Genomic DNA, 20,864 nt, shown 5'->3' with positions numbered 1-20,864 from the left:
ACCATACTATAGCGTAAATTTGCAAAATTCTTCACTTTAAAGCCCATTTTTATCTACAAAATAGGCTTTAAGGTCGGTTATTTCATTGCAAATGAGGACTGAATTTGGTCGGAAAAATAGAAGGTTACGAAGAATTTATAGGCCTGTTTTATAGAGCTCTAACTCCGCTTGTGCTTCTTTTAGCTCTTCTTGAGCCTCTTTTAGCTTACGTTCGCGCTTTGCGATTTTATCGCTATTTCCTTTTTGTTTTGCTTCCAATAATTCAGCTTCTCTTTCTTGTACTTTTTCTCGTTTTTCAGCCACATTTTTTTGGCTGTCACGGTAAAGCGATGTAGGCGTGCAATAGGTATTAACGTTATCGAGAGCCCTTTGCAAACCTGCAACACGGTAAGTGTTACCGTGTTTTTTGGCGTATTTTATTTGAGTTTCAATTTTCTGCTTTTTAATTTCACAGCCATTTTGTTTATTTCCTGCCGTTGCCGAAGTCCCTGCTAAAAGTAAAACCGCTGTTATCGTTGTCATGAGTGATTTATGCATTTTTTTGTCCTTAATTATATTTTAATTTTGTTTAGGATAGCTTTTTATCATGTTGAAGTCATGCCGCTTTGTCAAATTAGGAATAGTGCTAATTTTAACGAAATTTGGCTATAATGGTTCAGAATCAGAACAAATCATTCGGTCTATGTTTTATTTTACAGGCTGTCTTTAAAGAATCTATTTGATAATAGTCATATTTGGCTAGTGTTGAATTTCCTCAGGAAAGAAAAGTGTCATGTTAAGTTACCGCCATAGTTTTCATGCAGGCAACCATGCAGATGTGTTAAAACACACTGTTCAAAGCCTTATTATTGAATCTCTTAAAGAGAAAGAAAAACCTTTCCTGTATGTGGATACGCACTCGGGGGCTGGTCGCTATCAGTTAACCAGTGAACATGCAGAAAAAACAGGTGAATATCTACAAGGGATTGCGCGCATTTGGGAACAGCCGGACTTACCAGAGGAATTGCTTCCTTATATGAATATTGTCCGTCGCATGAATGAAAATGGGCGGTTACGTTATTACCCTGGTTCGCCGCTATTAGCGAAGCACTTATTGCGTGAGCAAGACAAATTGGTGCTCACTGAGTTGCATCCTACTGATTACCCGTTATTGCGTGCAGAATTTTCTCGCGATAACCGTGCTCAGGTGTCCAAAGACGATGGTTATCAACAACTGAAAGCGAAATTACCGCCACCAAGCCGTCGCGGTTTTATGTTGATTGATCCGCCTTATGAGCTGAAATCTGATTATGAAGCTGTCGTGAAGGGGATCGTCGAAGGCTATAAACGCTTTGCGACGGGAACGTATGCGATCTGGTATCCTGTTGTATTGAGACAACAAATTAAGCGCATGATCAGTCAATTGGAAGCGACTGGGATCCGTAAAATATTGCAAATTGAATTAGCTGTACGTCCTGATAGCGATCAACGAGGCATGACGGCATCAGGTATGATTGTGATCAATCCACCATGGAAATTAGAGCAGCAGATGCAAAAAGTGCTCCCTTGGCTACACAAAACCCTCGTTCCAGAAGGAACAGGGCATACCTTAGTCGAGTGGATTGTGCCTGAATAGGCAGCCTCTATTTCATTAAGAGGAGATACCTATCTTTTATTGCTATTGTGATCAAATTGATAAATAGCATAATAGTAAGTATTAGCTTTTTAATTAATCAAAAATGGGAATAACCAAGTTATGAGCAAACATTACGACTATATTGCGATTGGTGGCGGAAGTGGCGGTATTGCTTCTATGAACCGAGCGGCAATGTATGGACAAAAGTGTGCCCTAATTGAAGCGAAAGCGTTAGGTGGAACCTGTGTGAACGTGGGATGTGTACCGAAGAAAGTGATGTGGCATGCCGCACAAATCTCTGAGGCGATCCGTGCTTATGGCCCTGACTATGGTTTTGATACCACAATTAACCGTTTTGATTGGAAAACCTTAATTGCAAGTCGTACTGCTTATATTGATCGTATCCATCAATCTTATGACCGTGTATTAGGTAATAACAAGGTCGATGTGATCAAGGGGTTTGCTCGTTTTGTCGATGCGCATACTGTTGAAGTCGATGGTGAAATTTATACCGCTGATCATATTTTAATTGCAACAGGTGGCCGTCCAGTGATCCCTGCCATTCCTGGTGCAGAATATGGCATGACATCGGACGGCTTCTTTGAGCTTGAAGATTTACCAAAACGTGTTGCGGTTGTTGGTGCTGGTTATATTGCGGTTGAATTGGCGGGTGTCTTAAATGGCCTGGGCAGTGAGGCTCATCTATTTGTCCGTAAACATGCTCCGCTACGTTCGTTTGACCCTCTGATTGTTGAAACTTTGGTTGAGGTGATGAATACCGAAGGTCCAACTCTGCATACAGAATCTGTACCAAAAGAGGTCGTCAAAAATGCCGATGGCTCTTTGACTCTGAAATTGGAAAATGGCAAAGAACAAACTGTCGATGCATTGATTTGGGCGATTGGCCGTGAACCAATGACTGATAACCTGAATATTGAAGCAGCGGGTGTTGAGCTGAATGAAAAAGGTTATATCAAAGTCGATAAATACCAAAACACCAATGTCGCGGGTGTGTATGCGGTAGGTGATAACACGGGGGCTGTTGAGTTAACACCAGTTGCGGTTGCTGCGGGTCGTCGTCTATCTGAACGTTTATTTAATAATAAGCCAGATGAACACTTAGATTACAGTAATATTCCAACCGTTGTGTTTAGCCATCCACCTATTGGTACCGTTGGTTTGACGGAGCCCGAAGCAATCGAAAAATACGGGGCGGATCAGGTTAAATGTTATAAATCTTCATTTACAGCGATGTATACCGCGGTCACTTCTCATCGTCAGCCATGCCGTATGAAATTGGTGTGTGTGGGAACGGATGAGAAAATTGTTGGTATTCATGGTATTGGCTTTGGTATGGATGAAATCTTACAAGGCTTTGCCGTTGCACTGAAGATGGGGGCAACGAAGAAAGATTTCGATAATACTGTGGCTATCCACCCAACAGCGGCAGAAGAATTTGTGACAATGCGTTAAGAGTCACCGTCACAACACGTTAAAAAGGCTGAACGTTATCCGTTCAGCCTCAGACATTTCACTCCAAATAACTAAACTCCGACGAATCCATTTAAATCATTGCCAGTGAAATACCTGAGCGTAGGGGCTATGCTGATACTATTTTATGGATCGTATTCACCGTGCCTTTACTTATTGGCTAAATCCCGTTGTGTCATGCTTAATAGCTCGCGCTATACTATTGAGTCGCACTGTTTCCATTTTTAACATATTGATTCCCTGCTTTTAATGCACCCAAAATCCAGCGGCAGGGGGCTATTGGCTTTTTTGCCACCAAGACACAATATAATCAGCGATTTGTTCTGGGTTATTGATATCTAATTGTGGCAAGGTGGTATCAATAATTTGATTGCTGGCGACGGCGATCACATGTTGGTCAATTAAGCCATCTAATGGTTTACCCACTTCCGATCTAAACAGCGCGATCTTATCGATCGTCTCATGCTTAAACCCTTCGACTAAAATCAGATCGAGGGAGCTAGGATCAAAACGGCTCGCCAAATAATGCAGGTCTAATTCGTCATCCTGAGCTGGGGTTTCGGTCATCAGCGCCCAGCGCTTTTGGCTGGCGACAAGTGTTTGATCAGCGCCCGCTTTACGTAATTCATAACTGTCCTTGCCGGGTTTATCGACATCCATATCGTGATGTGTATGTTTGACTAAACCGACGCGAACATTGCGTTGCCGTAATAATGGGATCACTTTTTTTAATAGTGTGGTTTTGCCGGTGCCACTATAGGCGGTGATGCCGAGTAGAGGTAGAGATTTTTGTTTCATGATTATTTTTGTTGTTGCTCCCAGTTGAGGCTATCTTCAGGGGTATTTAAATTAGCAAAAGAGCCTAATTGTGGAGGGAAAATCACACATTTCGCTGCTATTTCCCGCATAAAAAACATTAATTTGCGCTCTCCTTTTGCAAGGTACTCATCCAATGAGGGTGCTAATGAACGATGGAGTAAGGCAAAAGTTGGGTGGTCACGTTCAGTATCATTGGCATAACAAGCCAAGCTATCACCTTTGTGTTGAAACATGGTTGCTGCAAGTGTGAGTGGAAAAGCAGGCACATCACAAGGCACAAACAGTACCCACTCTGTGGCTGCATGATGTAACCCTGCTTGCATGCCTGCTAGTGGCCCTGCAAAATCATGATTGAGGTCAGAGATGACGGTAAATCCACTTTGTTGGTAGCGCTCTTGGTTGCGATTAGCATTGATAATCAGCGTGCCTACCTGTGGGATTAGGCGTTCAATAATATGTTGATACAGTGGCTTACCGAGTAAAGGCACCAAGCCTTTATCTTCGCCCCCCATACGCCGACCTAAACCGCCTGCGAGTATGACACCCGTAATCGACTGCGTATCTAACATATTCAATTTTCCTGACTATCTTCAATAAAAGGTTTCAACATGTTCGAAAATAAATTTCGTTATAGTATTTGCCAAAATTTATTCTATTTTCCTATAAAATCAACGAATGTTCATGCGAATTAAAGTTAAACTTTACTTAGATTGACATCAATTCGCTTTTTCTCTTGTATGATAGCAATTAATTTAGCCCGAATATTCGTGATGAAGGAATAAACATGAAATGCCATCGCTTAAATGAAGTTATTGAGCTGCTGCATCCTGTATGGAAAGACAACTCAGACTTAAACTTAGTGGAATTACTACAAAAGCTGGCCGATGAGGCAGGTTTTAAAGGACCATTGTCTGAGCTAACAGATGATGTGTTGATATATCACCTGAAAATGCGTGGAAAAAGCAGTGATGAAGCGATACCGGGCTTGAAAAAAGATTATGAAGAAGACTTTAAAACCGCGTTATTGCGCGCTCGCGGCATCATAAAAGATTAATCAGAGATGAATAATATCGAACACTCTCATTTTCACTTTAGTGGGATTTCCCCTGATTTGATCCTTGATGCGTTGATGGAAGCGGGCATTTACCCTGAATCAGGATTAACAGAGCTAAATAGCTATGAGAATCGGGTTTATCAGTTTCAGGATGAAAACCGAAAACGCTTTGTCGTGAAATTCTATCGCCCCGAGCGTTGGAGCCGGTCACAAATTCAAGAAGAGCATGATTTCACATTAGAATTACAAGATGCGGGTTTATCTGTGGCTGCGCCACTGGAGTTTGCAGGGCAAACCGTGCTGGAATTTGGTGGTTTCATCTTTGCTGTTTTTCCAAGTATTGGTGGTCGCCAGTATGAAACCGATAATTTATTTCAGCTTGAAGACGTCGGGCGCTTATTAGGCCGTATTCACCAAATTGGTAAGAAAGAAACGTTTGTTTTTCGCCCAACACTGGGTGTTGCTGAGTATCTTGAGCAACCTCGCCAAATTATCGTACAAAGTGAATTGATCGCTCCAAGGTGGCAGGCCTCCATTATTGAATCACTCGATAGATTGATTACGCAAGTGAAGCAGTATTGGCCAACTATCTCATCACCAATACGTTTACAGGGGGATTGCCATCCCGGTAATATTTTGTGGCGTGATGAGGCTTGGCTGGTGGACTTTGATGATGCGCGTAATGGCCCTGCGGTACAAGATTTGTGGATGCTATTAAATGGCTCGCGTCAGGATCAATTAGTCCAACTAGATACGCTGTTAGAAGCCTATAATGAGTTTTGTGACTTTGATGTAAAAGAGCTCAAATTAATCGAGCCACTGAGAGCCATGAGAATGGTTCATTACTTAGGATGGATTATTCGCCGCTGGCAAGATCCCGCTTTTCCAAGAGCATTTTCATGGTTGCAGGATGATGATTTTTGGCAAAAACAATCCGTCGAATTTGCTCAGCAAATTGAACGATTGCAGGAAGCCCCTTTGCAGTTAAACCCTCAATTTTAATAAATAAGTGGTATTTTTTGGAGAACGTAGTATATGAAAAAAATCATGTTGGCTTTAATTGGTATTGCCATGTCATTTGGGGCAGCGGCCGCAAACTATTCAGAAGGGAAAGAGTACGTTGCTTTAAAACAACCAGTACAAAACTTACCACAAGTTTTAGAGTTCTTCTCTTTCTATTGCCCTCACTGCTATCAGTTTGAAAATGTGTATAAAGTGCCACAAACGGTAGAGAAAAACTTACCTGAAGGCGTCAAAATGGAACGTTACCACGTTGATTTCTTAGGCCCATTAGGGAAAAACCTCACTCAATCTTGGGCAGTGGCAATCGTTCTAAAAGTTGAAGATAAAGTGACGCCAATTCTGTTTGAAGGTATCCAAAAAACACAATCTATTCGTACGGTAGACGGTATCCGTAACGCCTTTATTAAAGCAGGTGTGAGTGGTGAAGAGTATGATGCTGCACTAAACAGCTTCGTTGTAAAATCTTTAGTCGCTAAACAACAAAACGCAGCGCAAGATCTAAAACTACGTGGTGTGCCAGCGATGTTTGTTGATGGTAAATACCAAATCCGTAATGATGGCATTGCGGTCGATAAAGCCGAAGATTATGGGCAAGAGTTTTCTAAAGTTGTGAACTATCTGCTCGACAAAAAATAATCTCTCCTTGTGGCGGCGTGACTCGCCGCCACATTCATAATTATTCACGTTCCGTAATCAATATCCACAATACGTTTAAAATCCTTTTTTTGAGCTAGATCAAGCGATTTTCGTCTAACTCATTGATTTTATTTTCTTGTTTAACCCCTTGATCTTTTCTTAGTCATTGAATCTAAGGCATAACATTATTTTGCTCACAGAGTTATCCACAGGTTATATCGGTCAAAATAGGGTAGCGAAGGAGTAAAATGACGATTTAATTTATTTAATTGAGTAGGGGGAGGATTGTTGATGAAGTTGAAACTCGACGTGTATCTAAGCGCACATTGTGGCATCCTATTATTATTCATTCCTGACAAAAAGATGATGACAGATTATGGCTCAGATAGCAGAAAATCCCCTTATATTGGTAGATGGTTCATCTTACCTGTACCGTGCTTATCATGCATTCCCACCACTGACTAACAGTGCGGGCGAACCGACAGGAGCCATGTATGGTGTGCTCAATATGTTGCGTAGCTTGATTATGCAATATAAGCCAAGTCATGTGGCTGTCGTCTTTGATGCCAAAGGAAAAACATTCCGTGATGAGCTGTTTGAGAGTTATAAATCACACCGCCCACCGATGCCAGATGATTTGCGTGAGCAAATAGCGCCATTGCATGAAATGGTCGAAGCGATGGGACTACCGTTGCTGGTGGTTTCCGGTGTTGAAGCGGACGATGTCATTGGTACTCTTGCGAGGCAAGCGAGTCAAAAAGGGATCCCTGTCTTGATCAGCACAGGCGATAAAGATATGGCTCAATTGGTTGAGCCTAATATCACCTTGATCAATACCATGACCAATACCATTTTAGGCCCTCAAGAAGTTGAGGATAAATATGGGGTTCCGCCAGAGCTGATCATCGACTTCCTCGCATTGATGGGCGACTCTTCCGATAATATTCCAGGCGTTCCCGGTGTGGGCGAAAAAACGGCACTTGCTTTGCTGCAAGGTATTGGCAGTTTAAAAGAGATTTACGACTCTTTAGATAAAATCGCCCCACTTGGCTTTAGAGGATCGAAAACATTAGCCCCGAAAATGGAAGAGAATCGCGAGGTTGCTTTCCTTTCATACCAATTAGCGACCATCAAAACCGATGTGGAGCTAGAAAAAAGCTGCGAAGAACTTGCGATCTCCGAGCCAGACACAGACAAACTTTACCAGTTGTTTAGCCGTTATGAGTTTAAACGCTGGTTAGCGGATGTTGAGAATGGCACGTGGATGGATGGTAAAAGTGGTAAAAGTAGTGCGCCAGCGGCAAGTAAAACAGAAAAGAAAATTGAAGCCGTCATGGCAGCACCGACGTTGAGTGCGGAAAACTATCAAACTATCTTGGAAAAAGCGGATTTAGACCGCTGGATAGAAAAACTCACGTCAGCCTCAATCTTTGCCTTTGATACTGAAACGGACAGTTTGGATACACAAGAAGCGCGTTTAGTTGGGATGTCATTTGCCATTGAACCCGGCTATGCGGCCTATTTGCCATTAGGTCATGATTATCTTGATGCACCAGCCCAACTCCCATTAAATGATGTGTTGGCTGCCATGAAGCCGATATTGGAAAATGATAAAATACTCAAAATAGGTCAGAACTTAAAATATGACGCTGAGGTTTTACTCAACTACGATATTGAACTGAAAGGTATTGCATTTGATACCATGCTGGAATCCTATGTGCTAAATAGCGTAGCGGGCATGGGGCGCCATGATATGGATAGCCTCGCTGAACGGCACCTTAACCATAAAACGGTCTCTTTTGAAGAGATTGCAGGGAAGGGGAAAAAGCAGCTAACATTCAATCAAATAGCGCTTGAGCAGGCAGCCAATTACGCGGCAGAAGATGCCGATGTGACGTTATTGCTTCATCAAGCACTGTATCCTCAATTAGAGGCTGAGCCTAAACTGAATCACGTTTTTCGTGAAATTGAAATGCCATTAGTGCCTGTTCTTGTCAGAATGGAGCGTAAAGGGGTATTAATCGATGCTGCGGTACTAGCGGCCCAATCGAAAGAGATCACTGCGCGTTTGGCAGAATTGGAGAAAGAGGCATTTGAGCTTGCGGGTGAAGAGTTCAATCTTGCTTCAACCAAACAATTACAAACGATTCTGTTTGAAAAGCTACAACTGCCTGTAGTGAAAAAAACACCGAGTGGTGCACCGTCTACCAACGAAGAAGTGCTTGAGGAGTTGGCTCTAAATCACGCCCTACCTAAACTCTTGCTTGAGCACCGTAGTCTCGCAAAACTGAAATCAACCTATACCGACAAGTTGCCGTTGATGATCAGCCCGAAAACTCAACGGGTACACACCTCGTATCATCAAGCAGTGACAGCGACAGGGCGCTTATCATCTCGAGACCCCAATTTACAAAATATTCCGGTTAGGACGGAAGAAGGTCGCCGTATCCGCCAAGCATTTATTGCACGCAAAGGCTACAAAGTAGTGGCCGCGGACTATTCGCAAATCGAATTACGTATTATGGCGCATCTATCGCAAGATAAAGGGCTATTAACGGCGTTTGCTGAAGGCAAAGATATTCACCGTGCAACGGCAGCAGAGGTATTTGGTGTACCACTGGATGAAGTGACAAGTGATCAGCGTCGTAGTGCAAAAGCGATTAACTTCGGTTTGATTTATGGTATGAGCGCATTTGGTCTTGCTCGACAGTTAGGCATTCCTCGTGGTGAAGCTCAGCGTTATATGGACCTCTATTTTGAACGCTATCCAGGCGTGCTGCGCTATATGGAAAATACGCGCCATCAAGCGGCTGAGCAGGGGTATGTTGAAACGTTAGAAGGGCGTCGCTTGTATCTTGCCGACATTAAGTCAAGTAATGGAATGCGTCGTAAAGCGGCTGAGCGTGAGGCTATTAACGCACCGATGCAAGGTACGGCAGCAGATATTATCAAGAAAGCGATGATCGCGGTGGATGCTTGGTTACAGGCCGAAAAACCGCATGCAGACATGCTAATGCAGGTGCATGATGAATTAGTTTTCGAAGTCAAAGAGTCAGAGCTCGATAGTGTGACCACCAAAATACGTGAGTTGATGGAACAAAGTATGCAACTTGATGTACCGTTGAAGGTTGATGTCGGTATTGGTGATAACTGGGATGAAGCCCACTAGCTAGAGTCTGAACTGAGTCGGATAATGCTTAATTCGACTCAGTTTTATTTAGTCATATTATCTATTGTGAAATTATATATTATTCTATTAATACTAATACATAACTAAGTACAGATGAATATTTGGATGTTCTTTCACTAGCCATGATTTTCATTTGGGTATTAGGCTCAATAATTCCAGACCAAGATGATATACTGATTAAAGTAACTCCATATTGATTATAACGTGTATCAACTTCAGCAATTGCAACTTGCTTTCCATTGATATCTAGACGGTGATGGGCTTTTGTTTTTTGCCCTCTACTCGATGCCATCAATTTTGGAATGGTTATTTTCCTTTTTTGTGGTGAAGGAGAAATGATTAACTCTTCTCCATTTTTAATGCAATACATTTCATTTACTTTCACTGTTTATTTCCTTGAGCTCATTTTTACTTTAAAATCAATAATGGCATAGAAAATGATGAGTGATAAAAATGAAATTTATTAAGTTTTAATTAAAATAAATTATTTAATATTAAATGATTCGAATGCTAATTATTGCATTGTTGATTCATAAATTGATATTTCATTACCTAGCATTTTATTGATACGCTGAATGCTATTTTCGTTTAAGGAACCTTGTAAATATTCCATTTTTAATTGGTTGATTAAATAATCATATTGGGCATTCGATAAATTTTTTTTCGACTGATAGAGGGCGGCAGTTGCAGATAGTACATCGACAATAGTGCGTGTTCCTACTTGATAACCCGCTTCTGTGGCATCTAATGAGCTTTGTGTTGAAATGATTAGTTGCTTATAGGCATTAATACTACTTATTGACGACAATAGATTATTGTATGAAGAGTTAACTTGCTGGGTGACGTTTCGATTATCACTTTCAAGTTGCTCTGTTGCAGCCTCAAAACCATACTGAGCTTGCTTAACTTGAGAATTAACCGTATTTCCTTGATAGATTGGTAAATTTAACGAGAGGGCTGCATTGTTTTTCCCTGAATGGTTATTTATTTTATGCTGGCTTTCGATACTATTCTTATCTAGCCGAGTGTTATTGATGGCTGTAGAAGCATCTAAAGTGACTATAGGTAAATGCCCGCTTTTGGCGAGGGATATTTTATCATTTGATATTTCTTGTGACAGGCGAGCTTTTAATAAGCTCAGGTTTTTAATTCGCGCATTTTCAAGTAGAAATGTGATATTATCTGGTTTGGTGAGTTGTAACTTATTAATATTGAGTTTTGCTAATTGAGTATATCGTACTCCACTGATTTTTCTTAATACCTCAACTGAATTCTTCAATTCGTTGTAACCTAGAACCTCTTGAGCAATGATACTGTCATAGTTAGCTCTCGCATTTTGTACGTCAGTGATGGTCGTTAGCCCTACATTAAAGCGTTGTGTGGTTTGATCTAACTGATGATAAACCGCGAGTTTATGGGCTTTTATGTAAGTGAGGGCATCAATAAACTTTAATATATTAAAGTAAGAGATAGCCGTTTCTAACAGCAGATCTTGCTGGCTTATTTGATAGTTAATATCTGAAATAGCTGCATGTTTTTCTTGAATAGATAGTGATTTCCACTTAGATATATCAATTATAGATTGTGTCATTTGTAGAGATAATTCGGTGTTTTTAATATTTTTATTATCATCTGTACCATCATTGTTTTTATAGTTTGAATTAGCTTTTAATTTTAATTGAGGGAGTAATGAGCTACGCTCTTCATCTATTTTTTTATAGGCTTGATAACGTTCACTTTCTGTTTTTTTTAATGTGGGGTTGTTATCTTTCGTTATTTTATAAACTTGCAATAAATCCTCTGCGTTACAATTATAACCTATAATTATTGAACTTATTAAAATAAATAATTTAATTATTTTATTCATTATTATTAATTCCTAATTAATTTTTTACAGTTTAGTCTAAATGGGATTTAAGAAAGAGGTTTTAATTAAATTATAGCTCAGCTATTAAAATGTAAATATAAAAAACCACATTTAAAAGTTTAATTTAATGTATATGTTTTGCTATATGAGCTAACTTGATTAAGTTAGTGTAAAAAATGAGATTATTTTACTGTCGAACGTAACGTGCATTTACTACCTAAGAACGATTGTCACAGTACATTTTTTTACCTCAATATAGCGTTCATGTAACGTAATATCTTTTATGGCGACAGGCTTATCTCAGAGCCAAAGGATTAATCATGGAACGCTTATTTTCTCCAACTGCATTTCAAGGGCAGGTCGTGCTAGTTACTGGTGGGGCTCAAGGTATTGGTTTAGCGATTGTTGAAGCCTTTGCTCAATTAGGGGCTTGCGTGATTATGGCTGATTTGCAGTTACAAAAGGCGCAAGCAGCCGCAGCTTCATTAGTAGCAAAAGGGTTTAACGTTCAGGCGGAAGGTTGTGACTGTGCAAAGCAGCAACAAATAACAGCATTGGTTGCAAAAATAGATCGCGAATATCATCAATTAGATGTTGTTATCCATAATGCAGCTTATTTTCCGCTAACAGAATTTATGCAAATTGATGAGGTTTTATTACAACAGACACTGAGTGTTAATTTAATGGCGCCTTTTTATTTGGCTCAAGCGGCTCAACCGATTATGAAAAGGCAGGGAAGAGGGCGTATTTTAATCACCTCATCTGTCACTGGTCCTAAAGTCGCTTACCCAGGGCTTGCGCATTATGCCGCCTCTAAAGCGGGGGTTAATGGTTTTATTAAGTCAGCCGCATTGGAGTTGGCTCCTTTTGGGATAACGGTGAATGGCGTTGAGCCGGGGATGATACGAACACCTGCGATGGAAAACTTAGGGGATGAGCAATTGAATCAAAGGATTGCTCGTGCTGTACCACTAGGGCGTTTAGGGGAAGCAGAAGATATTGCTGCCGCTATGGTATTTTTAGCCTCACAAGCCGCGGGATATATGACAGGACAGACTATTGTCGTTGATGGCGGAGCATTACTTCCCGAAAGCGCATTGTCATCAGCGGATATAAAACAATAGAGGCGAGCTTGCTTATTCTCTGAGTCATCAATAATGGCGTCAACCTATTCGCCGATTCGATAAAACACTCTTCTTATTTTCTTTATCGCATGTTGCCATATAGATGCGATAAAGCTTATTTCTGTCTGTTATTTGAACAAAATACGCGTTATTACCTAATGAGATAAAAAATTTACATTACATATTAATGCGACTTGGCTCTCATAAATATGTAATAAAAATACGTTTTTTGGCTATTATTATGATGTTTTATTCGCTGAATCGTAGTAAGCATTGAAAAAAAATTACAGAAAAGCTTTTTTTCGCGTAAAAAATCAAGTAAAGTATAAGGCGTAGGGTACAGAGGTAAGATGTTCTATCTTTCAGACCTTTTACTTCACGTAATCGGATTTAGCTGAATATTAGCTGCTCCAGTCAAAATTTTGACTGGAGCATTTTTTTATCCAAAATTTGTGTAAAGTTATCGTGCTTGCCGTTGTGCGCCGAGTGACGCACAAGGATCGAAATGGATCAAATTGGCGTGCTATACCAGCTATCAAGTTTGAGACGCAATTTATCAATACCGATTTTTTTCAATGCTGAAAAATATTCGACTTCGACGTCTCCCCCTAATGGAGAGAGTGCTTGGCGGACTTCCATTAATTGTTTTTTGCGTGCGCCAGAAGCGAGTTTATCTGCCTTAGTCAAAAGGACTAATACAGGAATTTCCATCGCAATAGACCATTCAATCATTTGCATATCAAGGTCTTTTAGTGGATGACGAATATCCATCAATACGACAAGACCTTTAATACACTCCCTTTTTTGTAGGTATTCACCAAGCGCTTTTTGCCATTTGCGTTTCATCTCTTCCGGCACTTCGGCATAGCCATAACCCGGTAAGTCGACAAGACGAATGCCTTCTTCCACTTCGAACAGGTTAATTAACTGTGTCCGTCCAGGCGTTTTACTGGTGCGAGCAAGGCTTTTTTGTTGTGTAAGCGCGTTTAGTGCGCTGGATTTACCTGCATTGGAGCGGCCTGCAAAGGCAACTTCTATACCCGTATCTTTTGGTAGATGACGGATATCGGGTGCACTGATGACAAATTTTGTCATATGGTAGTTATGGTTTTTGATTGTCATAGGTTGTTCTCCCTGAGTTGACCTTTTGAGGCTGAGGGATTATAGCGACTGGTGGCAGACAAACAAAGCCAAAATTGCGATAGAGCAGTAGCTGTTTGCTTTTGAAACAACGATTTTACGTACATATTGGGCGTCATCTGACAGTTTTTGATGATTACTCGCTTATCTGACGTAAATAAAGGTAAATCTTTAGCAATATATTCAGCTTAGCTCTAGAATTGGTGAATTGTACTCGTCATACTTCCAGTTGCAGCTTTGTTGGCTATGTCTATTCACATGAGTCACATATTTGCTTATGCGCTTAGCTGCACCTCGAACTATTTCGAGTATAATTAAGTCATTTAGCTATAGCGAAAGGGATCTTGAATGTTAAAACGAATTTTTGTGCCTTTACTGGCGGTCTGTGCTATCAGCGCATCTTCTCTAGCATTAGCTGCGGGTGAAACGTATGTTAAATTAGTCACCTCAGCAGGTAATATTGAATTAGAACTGAATAATAAAAAAGCACCTGTGACCACTGAGAACTTTCTACAATATGTGAATGAAGGTTATTACAACGGAACAACGTTTCACCGTGTTATTCCTGGTTTTATGATCCAGGGTGGCGGTTTTAACAAAGATCTTCAGCAAAAGCAGACTCGTGCTCCAATTAAAAATGAAGCAGATAACGGTTTGCGCAATTTACGTGGAACCATTTCTATGGCACGTACAGCGAATAAAGACAGTGCGACCAGCCAGTTTTTTATTAATGTCGCTGACAATGCTTTCTTAGATCACGGTCAACGTGATTTTGGTTACGCTGTTTTTGGTAAAGTGGTAAAAGGCATGGATGTAGTGGATAAAATCTCTAAAGTAAAAACAGAGAATGTTGGTCCATATCAAAATGTGCCTGTTGAACCAATATCAATTATTTCTGCGGAAGTCATTAAAAAGCCATAATAGATAGAGTGGGTAGGTCGCTAGTATTTACCCACTTATATTATTTCTCATGTATAAGGCTGTATCACTGTGAGTGCTATTTATGTAGTGATGTACTCACAGAGTATATTTCCTCATTAATTAGAATTTATTTTCTTTTTCCCTTCTCTTTTTTCATTCTTTTCTTCTTATTAACCTGCTAGTTATTTTTACATAAATTCAATTTTGTGATCTTGCTCACCGCGCGGTTTGAAAACGGTTTGTTTGACATTTTTTCTTTGTGTTTCGTTGTTAATACATTTACTAACTTAAATATTGGCCTTTGCTAGGCATTTGCATGAAAAAATAAGTCAATCAATTGAAAGCGGTGACTTTCGATTTGAATGGAATCGAAAGGTTTTTTGAGGTTTTTTGCTCTAAAAATGAACTTTAACAAGGATCACATTTTCGATTGACTCACTCTGCTGTAATTCAGATATGTTGTTAGCATGGTCAATCGTGATAACAAGGTGATGTTTTTCGGAGTGATAAACATGAGTACAGATACCGTAAAAAGACGTGAATGCATCATGGATATGTTGTGCCAAGAAGGGAGTGTTCGTGTCGATGCTTTAAGCAAACAGTTTAATGTTTCTAGCGTCACTATTCGTAATGATTTACGTTATCTGGAAAAAAAGGGTTGTGCCTTACGCTCTTATGGCGGCGCAATGGTGAATCATAAATTTGCTTTTGATAGACCGTTACAAGTGAAAGGCCGCATGGATCGAGAAATTAAAACTCGTATTGCCAAAAAAGCGGCGGAATTTGTGAATGATGGGGATTCTCTCATCATTGATTCAGGCTCAACAACAGCAGAAATCGTTCCTTTTTTAAAACACCACCGTGATTTAGTCGTGATGACTAATGCTCTCAATATCGCATACGAACTGGCCGGTTTCGACAGCGTAGATGTTATGGTTCTTGGTGGACACGTACGCAAAAATTCTTATTCCCTTTATGGTCCTGCCGCCGAACAGCAGTTATCACAGTACCGTTTTGATACGTTGTTTCTTGGGGTAGATGGCTTTGATCTTGAAGCTGGGATCACCACACCGAATAGCGGAGAAGCGCATCTCAACCGTGTGATGTGTGATGTGGCACATCAAATTATCGCTGTAGCAGATGGCACTAAATTTGGGCGAAAGAGTTTTTGTTTAATACGCGAAGCTAGACTGATCCATCGTCTTATTACTGATAGCCGCATTCCACTTCATTATCGCCAAGCTTTAACGGCATTTGGTGTAGAAGTCATTGTTGTTGATGAATAAGGCATATCTATTTTAATTCTTAATTAAAAACGCAACGTTTTTAATCATATCTGAGTTATTTGGAGATATTATGCAGCCGCTATTACAGCTGATCCATCGCCATAAATCTGGCGAGGACGTTGGGGTTTACTCTGTCTGTTCCGCACACCCTTGGGTTCTAGAAAGTGCGATTCGTTTTGCTAAACAACGCAACTCTTCAGTATTAATTGAAGCCACTTCTAACCAAGTTAACCAGTTCGGTGGCTATACCGGTATGCTTCCTTGCGATTTTCGTGAAATGGTATGGAAAATCGCCGATCGATTGGCTTTCCCACGTGAAAAAGTGTGGTTAGGCGGCGATCATTTAGGCCCTAATGCATGGCAAAACCGTTGCGCTGATGAGGCGATGCAACTATCAGAAACACTCATTTATGATTATGTTGCGGCAGGCTTTCGTAAAATTCACCTTGATTGTTCAATGTCTTGTGCTGATGACCCTATTCCTTTGAGCGATGACGTTGTCGCTTCCCGTGCGGCAAGGCTATGCCAAGTGGCTGAACGTAGCTGGCAAGATCATGGTGGTGAAGCTCCTGTTTATGTTATTGGCACAGAAGTTCCTGTGCCGGGCGGTGCGAAAGAATCGATGGATGGATTACAAGTAACATCGCCCGAAGCTGCTAAAACCACATTGTCTATCCATAAAAATAAATGGCAAGAGCATGGGTTAGCCGATGTGTGGCCCCGAGTGATTGCCTTGGTTGTTCAGCCAGGGGTCGAATTTGATCATCACAATGTTGAACATTATCAACCTGAAAAAGCGAAAGCACTTAGCCAATTTATCGAATCAGTTCCCCATCTTGTTTATGAAGCACACTCTACCGATTACCAAGCACTAAAGGCGTATCGTCAGTTAGTCCGCGACCATTTTGCGATCTTAAAAGTTGGCCCTGCATTAACGTTTGCTTTACGTGAAGGGTTATTTGCACTCGATAAATTAGATCGTGAATGGAATGGTGAGCGTGATGCTGCCCATTTACACGCAACCCTCGAACAAATTATGAATGAGCAGCCAGAGCGTTGGAGCCCTTATTACAAAGGGAGTGCTCATCAGCAATACATCGACAGACAATATAGCTTAAGTGACCGTATTCGCTATTACTGGGCGGAGCCTGAAGTTGAAAAAGCAGTGGCGAAATTATTGGACAATTTACGGCAAAACCCAGTACCGATTTCGATGCTGAGCCAATACCTACCAGAGCAGGCCGAAGCCGTTAAAGTCGGTGACTTAGAGAATGACCCAAAAGCGTGGGTCATGGATAAGGTTCGAAGCGTATTACTTCAATATGCGTTGGCATGTGAATCACAGTCAAAAGGAGCGGTGGCATGAAGGAAATATTGTCATATTCACAATCATGGTTAGAGCAGCACGGCGCTCTGTTTACTGCACAAGAAATTACTCATCAGCCCCGTTTATGGCGTGAATTATATCGGGAGTTAGCGGCTAAATCGGAGCAATGGCAACCGTTTTTATCTGAACTGCTCGCCAAGCCGGATTTACAAATTGTGTTATGTGGTGCTGGGTCGTCTGCCTTTGCAGGGAAAGCCATGGCACCTTGGTTACGTGAATATTGTGGATTAGACGTACATGCGTATGCATCTACCGATATTGTACCAACACCTTGGCATTACCTCGATAAACATAAACCGACATTATTAGTTTCTTATGCTCGCTCGGGTAACAGTCCTGAAAGTGTTGGTGTCGTAGAGCTGGCAGATGAGCTACTCGACGATGTTTATCACCTTATGTTGACCTGTAATCCAGATGGCGCTTTGGCACGTTATGCGGAAGGGAAAAAGCATGTTTGCTCTTTAATCATGCCCGATGGTTCTCATGACAGCAGCTTTGCCATGACCTCAAGCTTTAGCTGTATGACATTAGCGACATTATTACTATTTGGTGTTCAAGATTTTACTCAAGCACGTAGTTATGTTGAAGAGATTGCCACACTTGCAGAAACCGGCATTCCACAATGGTTGCCGATGATCCAAGGCATGACAGGAAATGGTTTTAGTCGAATGGTTGTGCTTGGCTCAAGTTGTTTTACGGGGATTGCCGAAGAAGGGGCGCTGAAGATGTTAGAGCTCACATCGGGGAAAGTTGCAACGCGCTTTGATTCAACATTAGGGGTTCGCCATGGCCCTAAATTTATGATTGATAAAGAAACATTGGTAATAGTGATGTTATCAGCCGAAGAGTATTGCCGTCACTATGATATAGATTTGCTCAATGAGCTGAAACATGACCAGCGGGCAAAACACATTGTGGCATTGAGTAGTTTACCTTTAGAGCAGGCCGTCGTGCTTGATAGCCCACTCAATGATATTTGGTTGATATTTCCTTATCTCGTCTTTTTACAGCTTTTGTCATTTGAAGCTTCTCTCAATCATGGTTTATCACCGGATAACCCTTGTCCGACGGGGGAAGTGAATCGTGTTGTTAAAGGTGTTCAGCTATACCCATACAAATCAACAAAATAATAATAGGAGTGAGTATGTCTACCCCAAATATATTGATGACTCGTATCGATAATCGTTTGATCCATGGTCAAGTTGGCGTGACTTGGACAAATTCTCTTGGTGCTAATTTAGTGGTTGTTGCAAATGATGAAGCCGCCGTTGATCCCGTTGCTCAATCTTTGATGGATATGGTGGTTTCCGATGGTGTACAAACTCGCTATTTTACGCTGCAAAAAACCATTGATGTGATCCATAAGGCTGCGGATCGACAAAAGATTTTTATCGTTTGTAAAACGCCTCAAGATGTACTCACCCTAGTTCAAGGTGGAGTTCCTATCAAATTTGTCAATGTTGGCAATATGCACTTTATCGAAGGTAAAAAACAAATTCATAAAACGGTCTCTGTGGATGATAGCGATATTAATGCATTCCGCGAATTAGAAAAATTAGGGATCACTTGTGAAATTCGTCGTGTACCTGATGAGGCGGGGGAAGCCGTCTCTAAGCTAATTAGCTAAGGAGGTCAGTATGATGACTGACGCACTACTTATCGCTTTGATTGCTGGGATCGCGGGGGTCGATTTATTTAATGGTTTGACACACTTCCATCGACCTGTGGTTATTGGGCCTATTGTTGGATTGATTTTAGGTGATGTGCAAACGGGGTTATTAGTCGGAGGAACGTTAGAGCTGGTTTGGATGGGGATGGTGCCACTTGCTGGTGCTCAGCCACCCAATGTCGTGATTGGCGGTATTATTGGCACGACATTTGCCATCATGACACATGCGGATCCTAAAGTTGCTATCGGTATTGCTGTACCGTTTTCTATCGCGGTACAAGGCTGTATCACATTACTGTTCACACTCTATTCACCCATGATGCATAAATGCGACGAAATGGTGAAAAAGCTCAATTGGCGCGGTATTGAGATGGTGAACTATTTTGGGATCCTGATTCTGTTTTCTTTCTACTTTATTGTTGCTTTCTTACCCATCTACTTTGGTGCTGATGCCGCAAGCGCCATGGTGCAAAAAGCACCTCAATGGCTATTGGATGGCTTAGCTGTGGCAGGTGGCATGATGCCTGCGATTGGTTTCTCACTACTGATGAAAATCATGATGAAAAAGACGTATGTTGCCTATTTTATTCTTGGTTTTATTTCAGTGACTTTCCTGAATATGCCCATTATTGCGGTCGCACTTGGCGCGTTTGCAATCGCACTGATTGATTTCTTCAACCGCACACGTAATGACAACAATGATAACGGCAGCTCACCTAAAGTTGCTCAGGAGATGAATGATGGCATTTAATGACAATGATGAAGCTCTGGCAGCAAAAGCGGAGCAACGAATGGCTCAAGCGATGGCAACTAGTCAGGTTGAGCGTGATGATTACCTTGATAGCGAACCTGCAACAGCACTGACTCACCGTGATATTAACGTTATGGCACTGCGTTCGCTATTACTACAAGCTTCTTTTAACTATGAACGTATGCAAGCTGGCGGTTGGCTTTATACCTTGATCCCAGCGTTACGTAAAATTCATAAAAAACCGGAAGATTTATCTAATTCTATGAAAATGCACATGGAATTTATCAATGTGCATCCATTTGATGTGACATTTTTATCCGGTTTAGTGCTAGCGATGGAGCGTAGCAAGGAGAAGATTTCCACCATTCGTGCAGTGAAAATAGCGTTAATGGGGCCGCTAGGCGGCATCGGCGATGCGTTGTTCTGGCTAACCTTATTGCCCATCTGTGCTGGTATTGGGGCATCACTCGCACTACAAGGCAGTTTATTTGGGCCGATTATTTTTCTGCTTATGTTCAATATCGTGCATTTCGCATTGCGTTTTGGACTGGCTCATTATGGTTATCGCGCGGGAACAAAAGCGATAGCCATGCTAAAAGCACATACCAAAAATATCTCACATGCCGCTTCTATTGTTGGAATGACGGTTATCGGCGCCCTAGTTGCCTCTTATGTGCATCTTTCTACACCACTAATCATGACGGCTGGTGAAGCAAAAGTGGCTTTACAGACAGACGTTCTAGACAAACTGATGCCAAATTTATTGCCATTAAGCTTTACGTTACTTGTCTACTGGCTAATGAAAAAAGGTTTTTCACCTGTGAAATTAATTGGTGTCACCGTGGTATTTGGCGTGCTTGGTAAATTAGTTGGATTCTTATAAGAGGAATG

General features: G+C 41.2%; 21 protein-coding genes. 15 read left to right on the top strand and 6 right to left on the bottom strand.

Translation table 11 applies throughout. The features are described 5' to 3' along the window. Positions 1-135: 135 nt before the first annotated feature. On the bottom strand, positions 136-537 hold the full coding sequence (locus PR675_RS11960) for a DUF1090 domain-containing protein (RefSeq protein ID WP_004923780.1): 402 nt from the start codon (positions 535-537) through the stop codon (positions 136-138). Between the two features lie 235 nt (positions 538-772). Here PR675_RS11960 and PR675_RS11955 point away from each other — a divergent pair, with 235 nt between their 5' ends. Together PR675_RS11955 and gorA are read left to right on the top strand one after the other, a co-directional pair. Then, positions 773-1,615: a 23S rRNA (adenine(2030)-N(6))-methyltransferase RlmJ gene (locus PR675_RS11955; protein WP_004923787.1), complete on the top strand. Its 843-nt coding sequence runs from the start codon at positions 773-775 to the stop codon at positions 1,613-1,615. Between the two features lie 120 nt (positions 1,616-1,735). Continuing rightward, a complete protein-coding gene (gorA, locus tag PR675_RS11950) occupies positions 1,736-3,088 on the top strand; it encodes a glutathione-disulfide reductase (RefSeq protein WP_004923788.1) in 1,353 nt (450 codons plus the stop codon). A gap of 294 nt (positions 3,089-3,382) precedes the next feature. Here gorA and mobB read toward each other — a convergent pair whose 3' ends face one another. Further along, entirely contained in the window at positions 3,383-3,904 is a 522-nt protein-coding gene (mobB, locus tag PR675_RS11945) for a molybdopterin-guanine dinucleotide biosynthesis protein MobB (RefSeq protein ID WP_004923791.1), read from the bottom strand. Between the two features lie 2 nt (positions 3,905-3,906). Beyond that, on the bottom strand, positions 3,907-4,494 hold the full coding sequence (mobA, locus tag PR675_RS11940) for a molybdenum cofactor guanylyltransferase MobA (RefSeq protein ID WP_004923792.1): 588 nt from the start codon (positions 4,492-4,494) through the stop codon (positions 3,907-3,909). 215 nt (positions 4,495-4,709) lie between these two features. On the opposite strand from mobA, the gene PR675_RS11935 reads away from it, so the two are divergent. The 4 genes from PR675_RS11935 to polA all read left to right on the top strand — a co-directional run bounded on the left by PR675_RS11935 (position 4,710) and on the right by polA (position 9,807). Further along, positions 4,710-4,979 carry a YihD family protein gene (locus tag PR675_RS11935; protein WP_004923794.1) on the top strand — a complete coding sequence of 90 codons (270 nt, stop codon included), beginning with the start codon at positions 4,710-4,712 and terminating at the stop codon, positions 4,977-4,979. 6 nt (positions 4,980-4,985) lie between these two features. Further along, positions 4,986-5,981 (top strand): serine/threonine protein kinase, encoded by a 996-nt coding sequence (locus PR675_RS11930; protein WP_004923797.1) that lies wholly within the window; start codon positions 4,986-4,988, stop codon positions 5,979-5,981. A gap of 33 nt (positions 5,982-6,014) precedes the next feature. Further along, a complete protein-coding gene (gene dsbA / locus PR675_RS11925) occupies positions 6,015-6,638 on the top strand; it encodes a thiol:disulfide interchange protein DsbA (protein WP_272582748.1) in 624 nt (207 codons plus the stop codon). 376 nt (positions 6,639-7,014) lie between these two features. After that, positions 7,015-9,807, top strand: coding sequence for a DNA polymerase I (gene polA / locus PR675_RS11920; protein WP_060561265.1), 2,793 nt, complete (start codon positions 7,015-7,017; stop codon positions 9,805-9,807). A gap of 79 nt (positions 9,808-9,886) precedes the next feature. On the opposite strand, the gene PR675_RS11915 is transcribed toward polA, so the two are convergent. Further along, positions 9,887-10,213 carry a hypothetical protein gene (locus tag PR675_RS11915; protein ID WP_053110237.1) on the bottom strand — a complete coding sequence of 109 codons (327 nt, stop codon included), beginning with the start codon at positions 10,211-10,213 and terminating at the stop codon, positions 9,887-9,889. A gap of 129 nt (positions 10,214-10,342) precedes the next feature. Then, a complete protein-coding gene (gene tolC, locus PR675_RS11910; protein ID WP_060561264.1) occupies positions 10,343-11,695 on the bottom strand; it encodes an outer membrane channel protein TolC in 1,353 nt (450 codons plus the stop codon). A 320-nt stretch (positions 11,696-12,015) separates the two neighbouring features. On the opposite strand from tolC, the gene PR675_RS11905 reads away from it, so the two are divergent. Together PR675_RS11905 and PR675_RS21010 are read left to right on the top strand one after the other, a co-directional pair. Then, positions 12,016-12,819, top strand: coding sequence for an SDR family oxidoreductase (locus tag PR675_RS11905; RefSeq protein ID WP_272582747.1), 804 nt, complete (start codon positions 12,016-12,018; stop codon positions 12,817-12,819). A 350-nt stretch (positions 12,820-13,169) separates the two neighbouring features. Continuing rightward, positions 13,170-13,217, top strand: coding sequence for a hypothetical protein (locus PR675_RS21010; RefSeq protein ID WP_438361642.1), 48 nt, complete (start codon positions 13,170-13,172; stop codon positions 13,215-13,217). Between the two features lie 112 nt (positions 13,218-13,329). Here the strand turns inward: PR675_RS21010 and yihA are convergent, their stop codons facing one another. Next, entirely contained in the window at positions 13,330-13,941 is a 612-nt protein-coding gene (gene yihA, locus PR675_RS11900) for a ribosome biogenesis GTP-binding protein YihA/YsxC (protein WP_004923816.1), read from the bottom strand. Positions 13,942-14,307: 366 nt separating this feature from the next. Between yihA and ppiA the strand changes: the two genes are divergently transcribed. From ppiA to PR675_RS11865, 7 genes are all read left to right on the top strand, one after another. Further along, the gene (gene ppiA, locus PR675_RS11895) at positions 14,308-14,880 is read left to right on the top strand and encodes a peptidylprolyl isomerase A (RefSeq protein ID WP_014656974.1); all 573 of its coding nucleotides are present in this window, start codon (positions 14,308-14,310) and stop codon (positions 14,878-14,880) included. Positions 14,881-15,392: 512 nt separating this feature from the next. Then, complete coding sequence (gene agaR / locus PR675_RS11890; RefSeq protein WP_014656973.1) at positions 15,393-16,166, top strand: transcriptional repressor AgaR; 774 nt, start codon at positions 15,393-15,395, stop codon at positions 16,164-16,166. Positions 16,167-16,236: 70 nt separating this feature from the next. Next, complete coding sequence (locus PR675_RS11885; RefSeq protein ID WP_004923825.1) at positions 16,237-17,532, top strand: D-tagatose-bisphosphate aldolase, class II, non-catalytic subunit; 1,296 nt, start codon at positions 16,237-16,239, stop codon at positions 17,530-17,532. Next, entirely contained in the window at positions 17,529-18,683 is a 1,155-nt protein-coding gene (locus PR675_RS11880) for an SIS domain-containing protein (protein WP_004923826.1), read from the top strand. Before PR675_RS11885 ends, PR675_RS11880 begins: the two co-directional genes overlap by 4 nt. A 14-nt stretch (positions 18,684-18,697) precedes the next feature. Beyond that, positions 18,698-19,180 (top strand): PTS N-acetylgalactosamine transporter subunit IIB, encoded by a 483-nt coding sequence (gene agaV / locus PR675_RS11875; RefSeq protein ID WP_014656972.1) that lies wholly within the window; start codon positions 18,698-18,700, stop codon positions 19,178-19,180. Between the two features lie 10 nt (positions 19,181-19,190). Beyond that, on the top strand, positions 19,191-19,973 hold the full coding sequence (gene agaW, locus PR675_RS11870) for a PTS N-acetylgalactosamine transporter subunit IIC (protein WP_004923830.1): 783 nt from the start codon (positions 19,191-19,193) through the stop codon (positions 19,971-19,973). Beyond that, positions 19,963-20,856 carry a PTS system mannose/fructose/sorbose family transporter subunit IID gene (locus tag PR675_RS11865; RefSeq protein ID WP_036942174.1) on the top strand — a complete coding sequence of 298 codons (894 nt, stop codon included), beginning with the start codon at positions 19,963-19,965 and terminating at the stop codon, positions 20,854-20,856. The genes agaW and PR675_RS11865 overlap by 11 nt, the downstream gene beginning before the upstream one ends. The last annotated feature ends 8 nt before the right edge of the window (positions 20,857-20,864 follow it).

Origin of the sequence: Providencia sp. PROV261, assembly GCF_028477945.1 — a bacterium.
Classification (GTDB): Bacteria; Pseudomonadota; Gammaproteobacteria; order Enterobacterales; family Enterobacteriaceae; genus Providencia; species Providencia stuartii.
Note: the sequence above shows the minus strand (reverse complement) of the source record. Positions and strands in the feature narration are given on the sequence as shown.